The organism is Streptomyces sp. XH2 (assembly GCF_049725035.1).
GTDB lineage: Bacteria > Actinomycetota > Actinomycetes > Streptomycetales > Streptomycetaceae > Streptomyces > Streptomyces roseoverticillatus.
On record NZ_JBMMMZ010000017.1, the window covers coordinates 140702 to 159787 of the forward strand.

Sequence of the window (19086 nt, forward strand, 5' to 3'; positions counted from 1 at the left end):
CCGGATCATCACCCCCCACACGACCTTTCGGGAGCTTCCATGGGCCTCGGCGTGCGCTGGACCCTGCACGGTGACGGGCGCACCCCCGCCCCTGGGGCCGTCGTCCGGCCCGACGAGCGGCTCTCGTGGCCGCGCACCGCCGGCCTCGGCGCGCAGCACGTGGTCGCGATGTTCGGCGCCTCGTTCGTCGCCCCGGTCCTCATGGGCCTGGACCCGAACCTCGCGATCATGATGTCGGGCGTCGCCACGATCCTGTTCCTCCTCGCGACCCGCGGCCGGGTGCCCAGCTACCTGGGGTGCAGCCTCTCCTTCGTCGGCGTCGCCGCGATCATCCGGGCGCAGGGCGGCGGCAGTGCGGCCGTCACCGGCGCGATCTTCGTGGTCGGCGTGGCGCTCCTGCTGAGCGGCCTGGTCGTACAGAAGTTCGGAGCGCGCATCATCCACGCGGCGATGCCGCCGGTGGTGACCGGCGCCGTGGTCATGCTGATCGGCTTCAACCTGGCTCCGGTCACGGCCCGTACGTACTGGCCGCAGGACCAGTGGACGGCGCTGCTGACGATGCTCTTCACCGGCCTCGCCGTGGTGTGCCTGCGCGGCTTCTGGTCGCGCGTCGCGATCTTCCTCGGCCTGGTCTTCGGCTACGCGATCTCATGGCTCTTCGACCGCGTCTTCGGAAAGATCCACTCGGTGAACGGCGGCCCGGAGGCCACAGACCACTGGCGCCTGGACCTGTCCGGCGTCTCCAAGGCCGACTGGATCGGCCTGCCGTCGCTGCACGCGCCGAGCTTCGGCTGGTCCGCCGCCCTGGTGGCGCTGCCCGTCGTCATCGCACTGATCGCCGAGAACGCGGGCCACGTCAAGGCCGTCGGCGAGATGACCGGCGACCGGCTGGACGACCAGCTGGGCACGGCGATCTCCGCGGACGGCTTCGCGACCATGCTCTCCACCGCCGTCGGCGGCCCCGCCAACACCACGTACTCCGAGAACATCGGCGTCATGGCGGCCACCCGCGTCTACTCGACCGCGGCGTACTGGGCCGCGGCCGGCTTCGCCCTGCTCTTCGGCGTCTGCCCGAAGTTCGGCGCCGTCGTCGCCGCGATCCCCGGCGGTGTGCTCGGCGGCATCACCGTCATCCTCTACGGCATGATCGGCCTGCTCGGCGCGCAGATCTGGGTCCACAACAAGGTCGACCTGCGCAACCCGCTGAACCTGGTGCCCGTCGCGGCCGGGGTCATCATCGGCATCGGCGGCGTCAGCCTGAAGATCAGCGCCAACTTCGAGCTCAGCGGCATCGCCCTGGGCACGATCGTCGTCCTCTCCGGCTACCACGTCCTGCGCGCCCTGGCCCCGGCCCACCTCAAGGCGCAGGAGCCCCTGCTGGACGAGGGGACGAGCAGCTACGACTCCGCTGTCGCGGGGGAGAAGGACGCCGGATAAGGCGGTTCCGGCACCGCCGGTCTGCGCCGTTGTGGTTCCTCGCCGCTGCGGCGGCAGAAAAGTGCCGGCCGCGACGGCAACAGGACTGCCCCCGCCGCCACGGCGGCTCGCCCCCACGGCGAGGGTCCGGCGGAATCGGAGGCGGCCGCCACCGTCACGTGGCGGACGGATCCTGCGGGTCGCGAGACCCGTCCCGCCGCGCGCCCCAGCCCGGGCCCGACAGCACCTCCCCGTAAGCCTGCATCAGGTCCGGCAGCCGCAGCGTGGCCAGGTCGTCGCGCGTCGGCGTGCCGGGATAGCCCGACAGCCGCAGATCGCGGTAGGCGCAGCTCTTCTCGTACAGGGTGCGCAGGAAGCGGCCGTTGCCCAGCTCGTCGATCCAGCCCTGCGCGACCACGTGGGAGCTGATGCTGCGCAGCTCCTCCAGGGCCTCCTCGTCCCAGCTGTCGCCGTTCTCCGCGGCCAGCACCTCGCCGATGCTGGTGAGCTCGGCGGGGCGGTAGCTGGGGAAGTCGACGCGGGTGGTGAAGCGGGAGCCGAGGCCGGGGTTGGTGGCCAGCAGCCGGTCCATGCCCTCGGGGTAGCCGGCGAGGATCACCACCAGGCGGTCGCGGTTGTCCTCGGCGCGCTTGAGCAGCACCTGCAGCGCCTCGTCGCCGTAGGCGTCGCCCTTGGTGTAGCCCGAGTTGGAGAGGCTGTAGGCCTCGTCCACGAAGAGCACGCCGCCGAGCGCGGAGTCGATCAGCTCGTTGGCCTTGACCGCGGTCTGGCCCAGGAACTCGCCGACGAGGTCGGCGCGCTGGGCCTCCACGAGGTGGTCCCCGCCGAGCAGCCCCAGGGCGTAGAAGACCCGGCCGAGGATCCGGGCGACGGTGGTCTTGCCGGTGCCCGAGGGGCCGGAGAAGACGAAGTGCCGTTTGGGGGGCTGCACGGGCAGGCCCTGGACGGCCCGCAGCCGGGCCATGTGCAGCTGCGCGGAGAGCGCCCGCACCTGCCGTTTGACCGGTTCGAGACCGACCATCCGCTCCAGTTCGGCGAGGGCCTTGGCCAGCAGGACGGGGTCGGAGGGGCCGGCCACGGCCTTCCCGGTGGGCTGGGCGGGCACCCGGGCCGTCCGGCGCGCGTCGTCGGGCCCGGCGTCCGCCTGCGCGGTGCCGGCGGGCTCCGGGTCCGTGCCGGTGAGCACGTCGCGGCCGTCGAGGACGTCCGGGGCGTCGGCCGCCGCGTCGGCGGAGGCGGCGGGCGGGGGCGGGGCGGCCGGCTCCTCGCCGGGCCCGCCCAGCGGCACCGGCGACAGGCCCAGCTCCTGGTCCAGGCCGTCCCCGTCGGCGATGGCGGTGAGCCGTGCCGAGGTGTCCATGAACGCCGGGTCGACGCGGTGCACGGCGCGGTACAGGGGGAGCGCGGCGGCGCTGCGGCCGGTGCCCTCGTGGGCGCGCGCGAGCCAGTAGCGCAGCTCCTTGCGCTGGGGCTGCTCGCTGCGGCACCGCATCAGCGCGGCGGCCAGCAGCGGCTCGGCCTGCCCGTACATCTCCAGCCGCACCCGGGCCATGCCGCCGAACAGGCCGGCCTCGATGCCGAGCAGCGGATCGTCCAGCAGCGGCTCGGTGTGCCGCAGCAGCTGTTCCCAGTCCTTGACGAGATAGGCGCGGCACGCGTGCAGGAAGCGGGCCTGGGGGTCGGTCTCGACGGGCGGGCAGCCGGCCAGCGCGCGGTCCAGCTCGGGCACGTGCCGGCCGTCGAGCCAGTGCGAGGCGTGCGCGAGGAGCAGGTCGCGGCCGGTCTCCAGCACGGGCTGGACCCACCAGCCCAGCCAGTACCAGGAGTTGAGGGTGCGGCGGTGGCGCGTGCGCTGCTCGCCGAAGCGGTCCCGGTGGCGGTACATGCGCAGGAGTGCGGTCGTGGTGTCGGCGCGCAGCGCGTGCAGGCCCAGCCAGGCGTCGGCCATGCCGGGATCCGCCCGGACCGCCGCCCGGAACTCCTCCTCGGCCTGTGCGTACGCGCCCATGGTGTAGGCGTCGACGGCGCGCAGCCAGGCGAGATCGGCCGGGGCGGGTGAGCCCTGCATGCCGAAATCCATCACGTCCCCCACAAACCGTGCCCCCGTAGCGTGCTGCCCGGCGAGTGCCGGGCGCGCCTTGCCGAACCGCTGTGCTGTGGACGGGAGTTGACCAGTGTGTGCCAAGTGCACCCGCCGATTAGGTGCACCGAGTCGCATCGTACCTGCGCCGTTGGTCCGGGCCGAAGGGTGCCGCACCGCGGTTCGCGGCGGACGGCGGCGGGAAGCGGCGGGAAAGGCGTCCTCGGAGGCGCGCCGGGCCCCTCCACGGGATGGTCACCCAGGGTGAGGGGCTCGGTGGAGCAAAGGACCCAAAAGGAGAATTCCGGAGGGGTACGAAGCCCCCGATCACGGGGGAACAACCGGGGGCTTCGCGTCCGCGGGCGGCCTCCAGTGGCCGCACAATGAGAACGTAAGTCCTGTACGCCCCGTCGGTCAAGCCGAGTTGGCGTAAGTCCCGGGGATCCGGCCGGGATGCCGGCCGGGCCGCTCGAAGTCGCTCACGGAGCGTGATGGTCAGGGCCGTCCGGGGCCCGCCGGCGCCGCCCCGTGCGGCCCCGGCAGCACCTCGTATCCCCCGTCCCGCTGAAGAATCAGCAGTTCTGCGTACGGGCGCGTCGGGTCCGCGGCGAAATGCTCGTGCTCCGCCCGCATCCAGCCGTCCCAGAAATCGGACAGCTCTGCACCGTCACGGAGTTGACCCCTTTCCCAGGAGTGCTCAGGAGGCAACTCCATCCACAACAGGCATGCGAGGTGGGGGCGCAGTGCCCGGCGGCCCGCCCCGACGCCCTCCACGAGCACGACCGGCTCCGGCCCGACCTCCAGCTCCCGGGCGAACCGCCGCGCCACCCAGTCGTACGCGCGAAAGCGCGCCGTCTCCCCGTGGGACAGGGGGACGAGTACCTGCTCGCGCAGCCGGTCCGTCCACGCGAACAGCTCCTCGTGCGTCGCGAGGTCGTCCAGATGCAGTACGGGCGCCCCGCCCAGCGCCGCCGCGAGCCGGCCGCTGAACGTGCTCTTTCCCGAGCCGGCGTGCCCGTCCACGGCCACCAGCCGTACGGGGCCCAGGGACGGAGGGAGCGTCAGCAGCCAGGGGGCGAGGTCGTCGAAGGAGGCGGGGCCGTGGGGGCCGTGAAGGGGGTGGGCGCGCACCGGACCACCCTATGGCGGGACGCGAGGGGAGTCGTGTTGACGACCCTGTTGGTCCGGGCGGCCCTCCAACGGCCCCATCCCCCCGGCCGCCGGCATCGGGACCGGCCGCACGGGGAATCACTGGCACGCACCGGCGCGCGGCGGACCCGTGCGCGCGCCCCATCCGCAGACGACTGGGGGACCAGCGCCATGTCCAGCAGCATGCCCAGCAGACCCACGCCCCGCCGCACCGTGCTCGCCGCCGCCCTGGGCGCCGCGGCGGCCACGTCCCTCGCGGCCTCGCCCTCGCCGGCCTTCGCCTCCTCCGGGGCCCCGCGGCCCGCCCGCGCGGGCGCCGCGGCCGTCGACTACCACGCCTGGACCTCCCGCGGCGACTGGCAGCGGGGCACCGCCGACGGCACCCGTGCCGCCGGCGGCCGGCGGCCGGGCCTGGTCGTCGACCGCCCGGCCGGCACCCTGGAGCACACCGACCCGCACACCGGCACCAAGGCCACCTGGGAGTACGCCACCTGGACCTCCCCGCTCCACACCCCGCCCGCCCCCGCGAGCGAGGTCATCGCGTCCTGGAACGCGCACGCGCCCGCCGGCACCTGGCTCCAGACCGAGGTGCGCGGCAGGTACCCGGACGGTACGCGCACGCCCTGGTACGTCATGGGCCGCTGGACGGCCGGCGACGCCTCCGGCGACATCCGCCGCACCTCCGTCGACGGCCAGGGCGACGGCCGCAGCAGCGTCTCCACCGACACGCTCGCCATCGACAAGCCCGCCACCGGACTGCGCATCGCCGCGTACGAACTGCGCCTGACCCTCTTCCGCAGGCCCGGCACCCGCCTCACCCCCACCGTGTGGCGGCTCGGCGTGATGGGCTCCGACGTCCCCGACCGCTTCACCGTGCCCGCCTCCGCGCCCGGGCCCGGCGCCGGACACGAACTGCACGTGCCGCGCTACTCGCAGGAGATCCACAAGGGGCAGTACCCGGAGTACGACAACGGCGGCGAGGCCTGGTGCAGCCCGACCTCCTCGCAGATGGTCCTGGAGTACTGGGGGCGGCGGCCCACGGCCGCGGACCTGGCCTGGGTCGACCCCGGCTACGCGGACCCGCAGGTCTGCCACGCCGCCCGCTTCACCTACGACCACCAGTACAAGGGGTGCGGCAACTGGCCCTTCAACGCGGCCTACGCGGCGACGTACCGGGACATGCAGGCGGTCGTCACGCGGCTGCGCTCGCTCGGCGACGCCGAGAAGCTGATCCGCGCGAGGATCCCCGTCATCACCTCCCAGTCCTTCCTCGCCTCCGAGCTCGACGGCGCGGGCTACGGCACCGCCGGCCACCTGATGTGCGTCGTCGGCTTCACCGCGCAGGGCGACGTGGTCGCCAACGACCCCGCGAGCCCCTCGGACGCGGCGGTCCGGCGGGTCTACAAGCGCCGGCAGTTCGAGAACATCTGGCTGCGGACCAAGCGCCACAACGCCCAGGGCGAGGTCAGGAGCGGTTCGGGCGGCGTCTGTTACCTCTATTTCCCCGTGGAGCCGGAGGAGCGGCAGCGCCGGGTGCTGCAGGAGCTGGGGATCCGCTGACGCGCGGAGCGTGGACCTCCGTACGATCGGCGCGGACAGACGTGTGCGTCGTACCCCGTACGGAAGGAACCATGACTGTGCATCAGAGCGCTGCAGCCGCCGTCGTACCGGAGATCCGCCGGGCCCGGCCGGAGGAGCGGGACGCGATCAGCCTGCTGCTCGGCGAGGCCTTCATGGAGGACCCGGTCAGCTGCTGGGTCTTCCCCGACGAGGGGCACCGGCGCGCCGTCCACCCCGGCTTCTTCGGGGTGTTCCTGGACGCGGCGCTGCGGGCCGGGTGGGTCGACGTGACGGACGACCTCTCGGCGGCGGCGCTGTGGATACCGATGCGCGTGGAGGAGGCCGGCGAGGACGGCCACGGCGGCGCGGACGACGGCGGGATCGGTGAGCGGCTGGCGCAGGCGGCCCCCGGCAACGACCGGGCGCGGATCGTCGGCGAGCTCACGGGCGCGGCGCACCCCGGGCACCGCTCGCACTACTACCTGCCGAACATCGTCGCCGCCCCCGGGCGGCGCGGAGAGGGCCGGGGGAGGGCGCTGCTCGCACCCGTCCTCGACCGGTGCGACCGCGAGGGCATGCCGGCGTACCTGGAGGCGAGCAACGGCCGGAGCAAGGCGCTCTACGAGCGCCTCGGCTTCGTCTTCACCGGTACGCCCATCGACCTGCCGGAGAGCGGGCCGCGGATGTGGCCCATGTGGCGCGAGCCGCGGGGCTGACGCGCGTGCCCGGCGGCTGCCCGGGGCGCCCTGCCGCCCCGGGACGGCCACCGGTGCGGGCCTGCATCGGTGCATATTTCCCCTCATCGTCATTTATTGGCATGATCGACACCGTGCGGACGCGGGCGGATGGCAGCTGCATGCGGATGGCTGATTTCCGCTTGACGCTTCCATTCGAACGAATGATCAGTAGCCTCTGCTCACAGGTCCCCGAGACGAGCTGGAGCAACAGACTGATGGAGCGCCCCACCTGGGTTCCCCCGGGCATCGACCCCTCCGTGCCGAGCGTGTCCCGGATCTACGACTACTACCTGGGCGGCTCGCACAACTTCGAGGTCGACCGGGAGGCCGCCCGGCGGGCCATGGAGGCCTATCCCGGGCTGCCGAAGATCATGCAGGCCAACCGGGCCTTCATGCGGCGCGCCGTCCGCCACGCCGTGAGCGAGGGCGTCACCCAGTTCCTCGACATCGGCTCGGGCATCCCGACCTTCGGCAACGTCCACGAGATCGCGCGGGCCGCGGACCCGCGCTCGCACGTCGTCTACGTCGACCACGACCCCGTGGCCGTCGCCCACGGCCGGGCCGTGCTGCAGGGCGACCCGCACACCGCCGTCCTGCCCGCGGACCTCCGCAAGCCCCATGACATCCTGACCAGTGACGAGGTCGGCAGGCTCCTCGACCTGGACCGGCCGGTCGCACTGCTGCTCGTGGCCGTCCTCCACTTCGTGGAGGACCGGGACGACCCCTGGGCGGCGGTGGCCGAGCTGCGCGACGCGCTCGCGCCGGGGAGCCTGCTCGTCCTCACGCACGCGACGACCGACACCGGTCCGATCAGGCCGGAGGAGGGGCAGGGAGTGGAGGGCGTCTACCGCAACGTGGGCTCGCCGCTGCTCATGCGCACGCACCGGGACGTGGCACGCTTCTTCGACGGCTTCGAGCTGACCGAGCCCGGGCTCGTGGCCATGCCGGACTGGCGGCCCGACCCGGCGGACGCTCCCGCCGCGGCGGACGAGGACCGCGCCATGTACGTCGGCTTCGCGGGCGTGGGGCGCAAACCATGACCTCGACGCCGCACGGCGGGAAGCCGAGCGGATCCGGAGACGGAACGCCGGGCTCGATTACCGGCGGTTCCACTGGGGCAGAAGTCACAAGGCCTCACAGGGGGAGTGAGGCCGGAACCGACGGCGCAAGCGGAACCAGAAACGGAATCAGAAGCGGAAGCGGAACCGAGGTCGGGGTGGGGATCGGGAGTTCGGACGTGGTTCCGGGCACGAGGCGACCGGGGGCGCGCAACGCCCACGCACACATGGCGCGGGACGCGGGAGCGCCACCGGGCCCGGAGGACACGGAGCCCGGCTCCGCCGGGACCGCCGCGGCCGTCGTCCCCCCGCCGGGAGGCGACGCCGCGCTGCGCCGCTTCGCCGCCGTCTGGAGCCGGGCCGTCTATCCCGCGACGGCCACGTCCATGACCCGCGCCGAGTTCGAGGAGCACCTCGTCCCGCTCGCCGGCCGGCTCCGCGACGCACTGCGCTCCGAGCCCTTCGACCCCGCCCCCGCCGCCGAGGTCGGCGCCGCGATCGTCCGCGCGCACTGCACCGAACCCGACGCCCTCTCCCCGCTCCTGGGCGCCATCGACGCGTACCTCCTGCTCTACTGCCCGCCGGGCCGCCACCTGACGGACGACGAGGCCCGGGCCCGCTGCGCCCGCCTGCAGCACACCGTCGCCGCCGGCTTCGCCGGCGCGCTGCGCGAGCGGACCCTCGCCGAACAGGAGGCCCTCTCCCGCGCAGCCCTCGCCGCGCAGGCCGAGACGGAGCGGGCGCTGCACACCAGCGAGGAACGCTTCCGCGCCGTGTTCGAAGGCGCGGCCATAGGCGTGGGCATCGCGGACGTCGAGGGCCGCATCATGGACGTCAACGAGGCGCTCAGCCGGATGTTCGGCACCCGCCCCGCGGAGGTCACCGGCCGCAACGTGGGCGAGATGGTCCACCCCGACGACTCGCCCGACGTGTGGGGCCTCTACAGCGAGCTCGTCCGCGGCGAGCGCGACTACTACCGCGTCGAGAAGGCCTACTACCGCGGCGACGGCAGCGTCCTGTGGACCGACCTGTCCGTCGCGCTCCTGCGCGACGCCCACGGCCGGCCCCAGTACCAGCTGGCCCTCATGGAGGACATCACCGAACGCCGCCTGCTGCACGAGCAGCTGCGCTACGAGGCCACGCACGACGCCCTCACCGGCCTGCCCAACCGCACCATGTTCTTCGAGCGCCTCGACCGCGCCCTCGCCCCCGGCGGCGACCGCTTCGGCGTCTGCTACCTCGACCTCGACGGCTTCAAGGCCGTCAACGACAGCCTGGGCCACGCCGTGGGCGACCGGCTGCTCGTCGCCGTCGCCGAGCGGCTGCGCACCTGCACCGGCACCCCCGCGGAGCTCGTCGCCCGCCTCGGCGGCGACGAGTTCGTGGCCCTGCTCACCGGCCCCACCGCGCAGAGCGACGCCACCGCCCTCGCCCGCCGCATGCTGGCCGCCCTCGCCGAACCCGTCCGCCTCGACGGCCGGGATCTGTCCGTACGGGCCAGCATCGGCATCGTGGACGGCGCGGCAGGCGAGTGCGGCCCCGCGGAGGTGCTCCGCAGCGCCGACATCACCATGTACCGCGCCAAGGCCGCGGGCGGGAACCGCTACGAACTGGCCGACGCCGACTCCGACGCCCGCGTCATCGCCCGGCACAGCCTCACCAACTGCCTGCCGGCGGCGCTCGACAACGGCGAGTTCTTCATCGAGTACCAGCCGCTCGTCCGGCTCGACGACGGCACGGTGCGCGGCGCCGAGGCGCTCGTGCGCTGGCTGCACCCCGTCCACGGCGTGCTGGGCCCGGACCAGTTCATCCCCCTCGCCGAGAGCACCGGGCTCATCGTGCCCCTCGGCCGCTGGGTGCTGCAGGAAGCGGCGCGGCAGGCCCGCGCCTGGCGCGCCGAGGGCACCTGCGAGGGCCCCCTGCGCGTCAACGTCAACCTCTCGCCGTCACAGCTGCGCCACCCCGCCCTCGTCGCCGACACCGTCGCCGTCCTCGACAGCTCCGGCCTGGACCCGTCGGCCCTGTGCCTGGAGGTCACCGAGAACGCCCTCATCGGCGCCGACGAGGAGGAGCTGCGGCCGCTGCGCCAGCTCGCCGACCTGGGCGTGGACATCGCCCTCGACGACTTCGGCACCGGCTACTCCAACCTCTCCTACCTGCGCCGGCTGCCCGTCAGCACGCTCAAGCTGGACCGCTCCTTCACCCGCGGCATGCAGTGCGCGCCCGCGGACCCGGTCGACGTGAAGATCGTCGAGGGGATCGTCTCGCTCGCCCACACCCTCGACCTGTCCGTGACGGTCGAAGGCGTGGAGACGGGCACACAGGCGGAGCACCTGCGGGTGCTCGGCTGCGACACGGCACAGGGCTGGTACTACGCGCGGCCGGGCCCGCCGGAGCGGCTGCACACGCTGTCGCTGGTGGACGCGGCGTCCTGACGCACCGGACCGCGGACGCCCGCGCCCTCGCCGAGGCGCCGCGCCTCGTCGTCCGTCAGCAGCCGTGACCGCACCAGGAAGCGCAGGCCCTCCGGCGCCTCCAGGGAGAAGCCGCTGCCGCGGCCGGGCACCACGTCCACGGTGAGGTGCGTGTGGCGCCAGCGCTCGAACTGGTCCGCGGACATCCAGAAGCCGACCGGCTCCGCGACGCCCTCCACCACCAGCTCCGCGAGGAGCACGTCCGAGGCGCCCGTCCGGAATTCGCCCGCGGGGTAGCACATCGGCGAACTGCCGTCGCAGCAGCCGCCGGACTGATGGAACATCAGGGGGCCGTGGCGCTCGCGGAGGAGGCGCAGGAGGCGCGCGGCGCCGGGGGTGAGGGCGACGCGTGAGACGCGGGTCGGCTGCGGGCTCACGGTGGATCTCCTTCCCGTGGGACGGCACGGACTGCGACTGCCCAGCCTGCCGGGGACGGCTCCTGCCCGCCAGAGGCGAACCCGGGGAAACGGGGGATCTCCAGCATGACCGGACCCACCCACCGGCCCGCTCGCGCCCCACCGCGACGGCGTTGACGTCCACGGCGAGGGAAGCGACGGGCCGCCGCTTACGTTCCGGAAGGTGCCCGATGAACCTCCTGCTCCAGGCCTTACCGATAGCCGCTCCGACGCTCGGCTGGGCCGCCCACGCCCTCGTCCTCGCCCGCCGCCTGCGCACCGCCCGCACCGACCCGCTCACCGGCCTCATGCGCCGCGAGGAGTTCACCCACCGGGCACAGCGGGCCGTGAAGCGGCCGCACGCCGCCGTGCTGCTGCTCGACCTCAACGGCTTCAAGCAGATCAACGACACGCACGGGCACGCCGTCGGCGACCAGGTCATCGCGGCCGTCGGCCGGCGCCTGTCCGTGTGGTGCCGGGAGCGGGGCGGGTTCGCGGCGCGGCTGGGCGGCGACGAGTTCACCGCCGTGGTGCGCCTCGCGCCGGACGCCGACCTGGACTCGGAGCTGACGTACAGCCTCTCCGCGCGCCTCTCGGCGCCCCTGGAGACCGACAGCGTCACGCTCTCCCCGCGCGCCTCGATCGGCGTCTGCCGCACCAGCCACCGGCCCGGTGCGGAGCTGTCGGACCTGCTGCGGGGCGCGGACGAGGCGATGTACACCGCCAAGCGCCTCGGCCAGCACTGGCGCCCCGCCGGACCCGTGGACGTCTACCGCACCACCAACGGCCGCCGCGACGGCCGCCCGGGCACCCGCCCCGGCGCGCACCTCACGCTGCTCGCACCGATGCGCAGGAACGCGTCGTAGGCGGCCCGGCCACCGCAGCACCCGGCGCCCGCACCCGCCCGGCGGGCCGCCGGGAAACCCGACTTGGTATGACTGTTCCTTTATTGACGGAGAATAAGGAGATCCGAAGCCGGATGGGCGAGCCTCCGAAGCAGAAGGACACGAGCACCGATGCGGGCACCGGCGCGGACGACTTCGTCATAGCGCCACCGATCACGCCCGCACCACAGCTGCCGGCGGTACCGCCGATGCCGATGGGCGCGCCGTCACCCGTGCGCCCCTCCTCCCCCAGGCGCACGGGGCTGATCGTCCTCGCGGCGGCGCTCGCGCTGCTGCTCGTCGCGTCGCTGGGCGCGGGCGTCTGGATGTTCATGGCCTCCAAGAAGGCGGTGCGCGCCGGCAAGGGCCGGAGCGTGTCGTGGAGCCTGCCGTACACCCGGTCCGGGCTCGAACACCCCAGGATGATCCGCGGCTTGTGGTTCACCGACGAGGCGGTGGTCAAGGCGCTTCCGGACCGCGTCGTCGGGCTCGACCCGAAGCGCGGCCGGCAGCTGTGGGAGGCTCCCACGCCCGGATCGGGCAGCGTCATGTGCCAGGCGTCGACCGACGCGACGGGGAACGTCGCGGTCCTGGCCCGCGGTTCGGGGGACGAATGCCACACCTTCTACGCCGTCGACCTGACCTCCGGCAGGACCCTGTGGGAGCACTCCCTCGACCCCGACGAGTGGGCGCCCGACGACACGCCCCGGATCGCCCGCAGCGGTGACGTGGTGGTCGTCTCGGCCAAGGGCAGGCTCACCACGGCGTTCCGGGTGAGCGACGGCGAGCAGCTGTGGAAGGACGGCGACAAGGGCCTGTACGAGGGCGCCGAGGACAAGGACACCTGCCGGGGCCAGGGCCACACCGGCGGCAAGCAGCTGGTCCGCATCCGGCGCTGCCTGGTCGGCAGCGCCGACACGGCCTCGTACGCGGAGGCGGTCGACCCCGCGACGGGCCGCGCCAAGTGGCGCCACCGGCTGGGCGAGCACGGCATGAACGGCCAGGTCCTCGCCACCTCGCCGATCGTCGTCGACGACCCCGACCGGCCCTACGCGAGCATGCGCCTGACCGTCCTCGGGGACGACGGAACCGTCCGCACCCGTCTCGAAGGCGACGCCGAGCGCCGCTACGCCCTCTCGGGGGGCGACGGCAGCGCGCCCGCCTCCGACGTCCAGGTCAAGGGCGACAAGCTGGTCATGACGCTGGACGCGGAGGAGGACGACTCCGGCGACGACAACAACCGCATGGCGGCCTGGTCCCTGACCACCGGAAAGCGCCTGTGGGAGAAGCGGGCCACCGGATACCTGCAGACGTTCCACTTGGTGGCCTCGGAGTCGGACGACGTCCTCGCCTACGTCGCCGGCAACATCCACGACGCGGCGACCCTGGTGCGCTTCGACGCGGACACCGGTGCCCGGACCGCGGTCCGCCGCTACCGTCCCACCCCCGCGAAGGCCTGGATCGGCTCCGACCCCTACCCCGTCACCCACGGCCGCACGCTCTACCTTTCGGCCGGCTATGTGACGGAAGAGCCGGGAACCGGCATCAAGTCCCGGCAGAAGTCCCTGATCGCCCTCCCCGCATCCTGAATTCCGGCGGTCAGGCGGTCAGGCGGGGAAGACCAGGTTCACCAGCAGCACGTACACCGCGGTCCCGCCGATGATGCTGAGGACCAGATTGCGCTTCCACAGGTGCAGGCCCGCGGTCGCCAGGAGGCCCAGGGCCTCGGGAGTCCCGTGCGGCGCGCTGGTCAGCGAGACGTCGCGCAGGCTGTACGTGACCAGGATGACCAGGATGCCGACGGGCATGTACCGGTTGAGGAAGTCGATGACGTCGGCCACCAGGGCGGAGCTGCGCAGCGTCTTCAGGACGGCGAAGGGGAGCGCGCGCAGCATGAAGGTGACCGCGAGCATCGTCGCCAGGGCGGCGATCATGTGGGGGGCGCTAGGCACGGGACTGCTCCTTCCTCCGGTGCAGCAGGTAGCGGACGACCAGGGTGGCCGCGAACAGGCTCATGGCGACGACGAGCATCTGGCCGGGCGCGACGGCCAGGGCGAGCAGGGCGCAGCCCAGGGCCAGGAGCGGCGAGGGGATGTCGCGCCCGGCGCGGAAGGTGTCGATGGCGAGGGCCGTGAACAGGGCGGCCATGCAGAATTCGAGACCGGCCAGGTCGAGGGAGATCAGGGCGCCGAAAAGGGCGCCGGTGATGCCGCCGAGCACCCAGTAGGACTGCAGGAGGACCTGGATCCACAGGATGCGGCCGCTGGTCAGCGATTCGGCCGGCCGGGTGGCGGTGAGGGCGTAGGCCTCGTCGGTCAGCGCGTACATGCTGTAGGTCTTCGCGGCCTTTCCCTTGACGCGGTGCAGGGGAAAGGCCGGGCCGTAGAAGACGTGCCGGAAATTCACCAGGAATGCGGTGACGGCCAGCTGCGGCAACGACGTCATGGAAAGGATGAGGGCGAGGGCGGGGAACTCCAGCGATGCGGAATAGATCATCAGGGAGAACACCGGGGCCCACCACCATGCGAGACCGGACTGGATGACCAGCAGGCCGAAGGCGAAGCCGAGCGGGACCATGCCGATTCCCACGGAAATGGTGTCCCGCAGCGCACCGGCGAGATTTCCCGGTTCGGGGGCGGTGACGGAGGCCGGTTCGGAGGCGGTGGTGCCGGTGTGCACCTGGCGTATGTCAGGCGACGTCGTATCCATGCGGGCAATATTAGTGCAGGTCAGACGCAGTTTGATTGCGGAATATTGCGCTCGGGGAGCCCACTGGGCATGATTCCTGCATGGACGAGCTCGATCGCGCAATCATTCTGCACCTGCAAGAGGACGGCCGCCTGACGCACAGCCAGCTGGCCGAGCGAATAGGCCTGACCCCCTCCCCGGTGCTGCGACGGGTCAAGCGGCTGGAACAGGACGGTGTGATCACCGGCTACCAGGCGCGCATCGATCCCGTCGCCGCGGGCCGGAGCTTCGAGGTGATGGTCACCGCGGAGCTCCGGGTCAACAACCGGGAGAACGTCGAGGCGTTCGAGGAGCGGGTGGCCTCCTTCGACGAGGTCGTCGAGTGCCGGCGCCTCTTCGGGCTGCCCGACTACCTCATCTGGGTCGCCGTGGCCGACCTGGAGTCCTTCGAGCGCTTCCTGACGGCCAAGCTGATGGACCTGCCGGCGGTCGCCCGCGTCAGCTCCCACTTCACCATGCGCGTGGTGAAGCCCCGCAGGTGACCCCCTGCCGCAGCCGCTCCCCGCTACAGGTCGCGCTCCAGCGTGCTCTCGCCCGCGGTGGGCGAGAAGCCCGCGGCGGACCACAGCCGCACCGCGGCCTCGTTGTCGTCGTGGACGAAGAGGAAGACCCTGCGCACCCCGCGCTCGCGGAACGCCGAGAGCGTGTCCGCGACCAGCTTCTGCGCCAGGTGCGAGCGGCGGTGCCCGGGGGCGACCACGGCGTGGCTGATCGTGCCGCGCACGCCGAAGCTGCCCGCGATGACGGCGGCGACGACGCCGCCCGCGCCGTCCCGCATCACCCGGCAGATGTCGGAGGCCTGGGCCAGGTGCTGCCGGAGCAGGCGCTCGTCCTCCCACTCGCAGTAGGCCGTCTGCGGTGCCGCGCGCAGCAGGCCGATGACATCCGGGATGTCACCGGTGGTCATCGGATGCGAGGCCGTCCCGACGGTCTCGCGCACTGCCGTGGCGCTCATCAGACCACGGTCTCGTAGGGCGAGCCGGGCAGCGAGAAGGAGATGGCGAGCACGTCCCGCTGTCCCTGCCGGTCGCTCGGTGCGCTGATCGGCGTGACGTGGTGCTTCATCTTCCGGTCCTCGAAGATCAGCGTGTCCAGCGGGTCGAGGAAGGTGGCCTTCGCCAGCGGCTCCTCCTCCCACGTGAAGACGGTGCTCTCGCCGCCGTCGATGTCGATGCGGCCGATCAGGTGCAGGCCGGCGAAGGGGTAGCCGTCCGAGTGGATGCCCTCCGGCACGACCTCGTAGGTCTTGCCGGCGTTGACCACGATGCGGATCTGGTGGATCTGGCAGATCCACTTCTGCGAGCGGTATTCCTCCTCGATCGGCAGGCTGTCGAAGTCGTACTCCACCAGCGCCTTGAAGAGCGGGTTCTCGACGATGGCGGGCTCGACGTCGCCGAAGTGGCGCTCCAGGCCGCCGACGAACGAGTTCATCTCCTCGCTCTGCAGGTACGCGACGTGGTTGCGCGGGGTCAATTCCCCGGTGGCGGGCACGTAATCGAAGTCGCTGTAGCGGCGGGTGCGGGTGGCGAGCTCGCCGCCGCCGAAGTGCGGGTCGACGTCCAGCCGGTCCCATGACGCCGCCATCTCGGCGAAGGCTCCGGAGAGCTCGCCGGACAGCCGGAGCTTTCCGGCGGGAATCAGTGCGTACCGCTGCTCGCGCAGTTCTTCGCGGCAGTCGACACCGATCCGCGCAATGGACTCGGGAACGCTGCTATTCGACATGACAGTCCTCCCCCGGCGTTGCCCCGCCGGTGGTCATTGAGGGATTCCCTCTCCTGCATGGGCAAGATCACGGTAGGGGCGGGCCCGCGGACGCCAACAAGATCGTGTCCGCATGATGAGACATCAGGAAAGTGGAATAAGCGCGGATGTCCCTCTATGTCCACCGGCCTTTGTGACACTGTATGGGTCAGAGTGGCTTGGATCACACGCCCTGAATAATTGATTCCGCTTTCGTATCGCGAAAAATTCCGGCCCGTGCCGGGGTGTTAAGTACGGTGCAAGTACTGCGCCGCTGATCCCTTGACAGTGCTGAACCGCTGTCGATACGTTCGCTGGGGAGCGAGGGAATTCATCCCCAACGGGGCGCAATAGTGCGCAGGGTATGGGGCCTCGCCGCCGTCGCTGTACGGGGGAATTTTTTCTTCTGCCGGTCCGGGCTGCCCGTTCTATGGCCCGGAGTCCCGGCCTTTCCCCTTCTGTTCGTCTGCTCGGGTGGTACGAGAGCCCGGGAGTTCCCATGTTCATGAACAGCGCACAGGTACGCCGAGGGGGAATTTATGAGGGCGTCGTCGTCTGCCGTCGACCGGTCGGCCGGCCAACCCTGGTGGAATACCCAGCAGCCTTCCGGAATGCCGGTCCACCGCTACCGGCGCGCCGCACCGCAGGAACTGCCCGGGCCCGGCACCCCGCGCCCGTGGCTCGACCGGCCGCTCGACCGGGCGCCGTTGTGGAGCTCGGTCGACCTGCGGGACGGCAATCAGGCACTGGCGAACCCGATGGACGGCAAACGCAAGCGGAAGATGTTCGACCTGCTGGTCCGCCTGGGGCTCAAGGACATCGAGGTCGGTTATCCCTCCGCAGCGGAAACGGAGTTCGAGTTCGTCCGCCACCTCGTCACCGGCGGCCACATCCCCGACGACGTCACCGTCTCGGTCTTCACCGCGGCCCGCCCGGACGCCATCGACCGCACCTTCGAGGCGATCCGCGGCGCCGACCGCGCCGTCGTCCACCTCTGCCACGCCACGGCGTGCCTGTGGCGCGAGGTCGTCTTCCGGATGACGCCGTCCGAGGTCATCAAACTGGCCCGCGACGGCGCGGAGCGCATGGTGCGGCTGGCCGACCGGGCCGGCGGCGACATCCGCTTCGAGTACTCGCCCGAGACGTTCAACGTCACCGAGCCCGGCTTCGCCCTGGAGATCGCGAACACCGTCGCCGAGATCGTCGACGCGACCCCGGAACGGCCGCTGACGCTGAACCTGCCGAGCACCGTCGAGATGCACGCGCCGGACGTCTTCGCCGACCAGATCGCGTGGATGGACCGCCACCTCGACCGGCGGGACTCGGTCATCCTGTCGGTCCACCCGCACAACGACCGCGGCACCGCGGTCGCCTCCGCCGAGTACGCGCTGGCCGCCGGCGCCGACCGCGTCGAGGGCACGCTCTTCGGCAACGGCGAGCGCACCGGCAACGTGGACCTGATCACCCTCGCGCTGAACCTCTTCAGCCGCGGCATCGACCCGCAGCTCGACCTCTCCGACCTCCCGGCGGTCCGCCGGACCGTCGAGGAGTGCACCGAGATGGCGGTCCCGCCCCGCCACCCCTACGCGGGCGACCTCGTCTTCACCGCCTTCTCCGGCACCCACCAGGACGCCATCGCCAAGGGCCTCGCCCACCTGCGCGACCAGGCGGCATCGGCCGGCCGCGCGCCCGCGGAACTGCCGTGGGACGTGCCGTACCTGCCGATCGACCCGCAGGACATCGGCCGGAGCTACGAGGCGATCATCCGCGTCAACAGCCAGTCGGGCAAGGGCGGCATCGCCTACGTCCTGCGCAGCGGCTGGGGCCTCGACCTGCCCGTCGAGCTGCGCGTCGAATTCGCCGCGGCGGTCCAGCAGGTCACCAACGCGACCGGTGCCGAGCTGGAACCGCAGCGCATCTGGGACGCCTTCCGCGCCCAGTACTGCGACCCGGGCGCCTGGGCCGGCTTCACGGCTCCCGGAGCGGACACCGGCAGCGGCCCCGGCGACGCGGCGGACGCCCTGCTGGCCGCGGCCCGCGAGCGCGGCGTGTACGCCGAGACGGACCGGCTGGACCACGACGGCGCCGGGCCCGCGACGGGCGCCGCGCACGCCTGCTACGCCCGGATCCTCGTCGAGGACCGGCCCGTGTGGGGCGTCGGCCTGGGCGGGACGGCCCAAGGCGCGGCCGCGAACGCGGTGTTGTCGGCCCTGCACCGCAGCGGGGCCCGCCCCCAGGACATCGCGCCCGAGCCGCAGCCGGCCGGGCCCAAGGAAGGAACCCGATGAGCGACCCGGCGCTGCCGGCCTACGTCGAGCTGGAGCCCGGCCGGTTCCGCGAGGACACGGGCCTGGCCTACGAGGACTACGTCGTCGGCCACGTCTTCGAGCACCGCCCCGGCCGCACGATCACCACGACGGACAACATCTGGAGCTCGCTGCTCTGCCTCAACCTGCACCCGCTCCACATCGACGACGTCTACGCCTCGGGGACGCAGTTCAAGAAGCTGCTCGTGTCCAGCCTGGTGACGTTCGGGATCGTGAACGGCATGACGGTCAAGACCATCAGCCAGCGGGCCGTCGCCAACCTGGGCTGGGACAAGGTGCGGCTCAGCGCCCCCGTCTTCGTCGGGGACACGCTCTACGCCGAGACCACGATCACCGGCAAGCGGCCGTCCTCCTCCCGGCCCGGCGAGGGCATCGTCACCGTCCACACCGTGGGCCGCAACCAGGACGGGGTCCAGGTCATCGAGTTCGACCGCACCGTCCTGGCGGCCATGCGCCACGCGGGCACCCCGGCCCCCGACCCCCAGTCCTGAGACAGG

At 72.3% G+C, this 19086-nt stretch carries 16 protein-coding genes and 1 pseudogene; 10 read left to right on the forward strand and 7 right to left on the reverse strand.

Annotated elements, in window-relative coordinates; all coding sequences use genetic code 11:
* Positions 1-39: 39 nt before the first annotated feature.
* Positions 40-1437 carry a uracil-xanthine permease family protein gene (locus ACOTKD_RS32095; RefSeq protein ID WP_424892511.1) on the forward strand — a complete coding sequence of 466 codons (1398 nt, stop codon included), beginning with the start codon at positions 40-42 and terminating at the stop codon, positions 1435-1437.
* 154 nt (positions 1438-1591) lie between these two features.
* Here ACOTKD_RS32095 and ACOTKD_RS32100 read toward each other — a convergent pair whose 3' ends face one another.
* Both ACOTKD_RS32100 and ACOTKD_RS32105 read right to left on the reverse strand, forming a co-directional pair.
* Positions 1592-3517, reverse strand: a complete 1926-nt coding sequence (locus tag ACOTKD_RS32100) for an AAA family ATPase (RefSeq protein WP_424892512.1) — start codon at positions 3515-3517, stop codon at positions 1592-1594.
* A gap of 495 nt (positions 3518-4012) precedes the next feature.
* Entirely contained in the window at positions 4013-4648 is a 636-nt protein-coding gene (locus tag ACOTKD_RS32105) for a uridine kinase family protein (RefSeq protein WP_424892513.1), read from the reverse strand.
* A gap of 189 nt (positions 4649-4837) precedes the next feature.
* On the opposite strand from ACOTKD_RS32105, the gene ACOTKD_RS32110 reads away from it, so the two are divergent.
* The 4 genes from ACOTKD_RS32110 to ACOTKD_RS32125 all read left to right on the forward strand — a co-directional run bounded on the left by ACOTKD_RS32110 (position 4838) and on the right by ACOTKD_RS32125 (position 10456).
* Entirely contained in the window at positions 4838-6226 is a 1389-nt protein-coding gene (locus tag ACOTKD_RS32110; protein ID WP_424892514.1) for a peptidase C39 family protein, read from the forward strand.
* A gap of 173 nt (positions 6227-6399) precedes the next feature.
* Complete coding sequence (locus ACOTKD_RS32115) at positions 6400-6942, forward strand: GNAT family N-acetyltransferase (protein ID WP_424892601.1); 543 nt, start codon at positions 6400-6402, stop codon at positions 6940-6942.
* A gap of 236 nt (positions 6943-7178) precedes the next feature.
* Positions 7179-8003 (forward strand): SAM-dependent methyltransferase, encoded by an 825-nt coding sequence (locus ACOTKD_RS32120; RefSeq protein WP_424892602.1) that lies wholly within the window; start codon positions 7179-7181, stop codon positions 8001-8003.
* A gap of 245 nt (positions 8004-8248) precedes the next feature.
* Positions 8249-10456, forward strand: coding sequence for a putative bifunctional diguanylate cyclase/phosphodiesterase (locus ACOTKD_RS32125; protein ID WP_424892603.1), 2208 nt, complete (start codon positions 8249-8251; stop codon positions 10454-10456).
* A gap of 32 nt (positions 10457-10488) precedes the next feature.
* Here ACOTKD_RS32125 and ACOTKD_RS32130 read toward each other — a convergent pair.
* Positions 10489-10872, reverse strand: a pseudogene (locus tag ACOTKD_RS32130) (DUF779 domain-containing protein); the annotation flags it as partial.
* Between the two features lie 209 nt (positions 10873-11081).
* On the opposite strand from ACOTKD_RS32130, the gene ACOTKD_RS32135 reads away from it, so the two are divergent.
* Together ACOTKD_RS32135 and ACOTKD_RS32140 are read left to right on the forward strand one after the other, a co-directional pair.
* Positions 11082-11756 (forward strand): GGDEF domain-containing protein, encoded by a 675-nt coding sequence (locus ACOTKD_RS32135; protein ID WP_424892515.1) that lies wholly within the window; start codon positions 11082-11084, stop codon positions 11754-11756.
* 113 nt (positions 11757-11869) lie between these two features.
* The gene (locus ACOTKD_RS32140; RefSeq protein ID WP_424892516.1) at positions 11870-13363 is read left to right on the forward strand and encodes a PQQ-binding-like beta-propeller repeat protein; all 1494 of its coding nucleotides are present in this window, start codon (positions 11870-11872) and stop codon (positions 13361-13363) included.
* Positions 13364-13381: 18 nt separating this feature from the next.
* Here the strand turns inward: ACOTKD_RS32140 and ACOTKD_RS32145 are convergent, their stop codons facing one another.
* Positions 13382-13726 carry a branched-chain amino acid transporter permease gene (locus tag ACOTKD_RS32145; protein ID WP_424892517.1) on the reverse strand — a complete coding sequence of 115 codons (345 nt, stop codon included), beginning with the start codon at positions 13724-13726 and terminating at the stop codon, positions 13382-13384.
* Positions 13719-14483 carry an AzlC family ABC transporter permease gene (locus tag ACOTKD_RS32150; RefSeq protein WP_424892518.1) on the reverse strand — a complete coding sequence of 255 codons (765 nt, stop codon included), beginning with the start codon at positions 14481-14483 and terminating at the stop codon, positions 13719-13721. The genes ACOTKD_RS32145 and ACOTKD_RS32150 overlap by 8 nt, the downstream gene beginning before the upstream one ends.
* 80 nt (positions 14484-14563) lie before the next feature.
* On the opposite strand from ACOTKD_RS32150, the gene ACOTKD_RS32155 reads away from it, so the two are divergent.
* Positions 14564-15004 (forward strand): Lrp/AsnC family transcriptional regulator, encoded by a 441-nt coding sequence (locus ACOTKD_RS32155; RefSeq protein ID WP_424892519.1) that lies wholly within the window; start codon positions 14564-14566, stop codon positions 15002-15004.
* Positions 15005-15027: 23 nt separating this feature from the next.
* Here ACOTKD_RS32155 and ACOTKD_RS32160 read toward each other — a convergent pair whose 3' ends face one another.
* Positions 15028-15477 (reverse strand): N-acetyltransferase family protein, encoded by a 450-nt coding sequence (locus ACOTKD_RS32160; RefSeq protein ID WP_424892520.1) that lies wholly within the window; start codon positions 15475-15477, stop codon positions 15028-15030.
* The gene (locus ACOTKD_RS32165) at positions 15477-16244 is read right to left on the reverse strand and encodes a 2OG-Fe dioxygenase family protein (RefSeq protein ID WP_424892521.1); all 768 of its coding nucleotides are present in this window, start codon (positions 16242-16244) and stop codon (positions 15477-15479) included. Before ACOTKD_RS32165 ends, ACOTKD_RS32160 begins: the two co-directional genes overlap by 1 nt.
* Before the next feature lie 629 nt (positions 16245-16873).
* On the opposite strand from ACOTKD_RS32165, the gene ACOTKD_RS32170 reads away from it, so the two are divergent.
* Positions 16874-18550: a 2-isopropylmalate synthase gene (locus tag ACOTKD_RS32170; RefSeq protein WP_424892522.1), complete on the forward strand. Its 1677-nt coding sequence runs from the start codon at positions 16874-16876 to the stop codon at positions 18548-18550.
* Entirely contained in the window at positions 18547-19080 is a 534-nt protein-coding gene (locus ACOTKD_RS32175) for a MaoC family dehydratase (protein WP_424892523.1), read from the forward strand. Before ACOTKD_RS32170 ends, ACOTKD_RS32175 begins: the two co-directional genes overlap by 4 nt.
* The last annotated feature ends 6 nt before the right edge of the window (positions 19081-19086 follow it).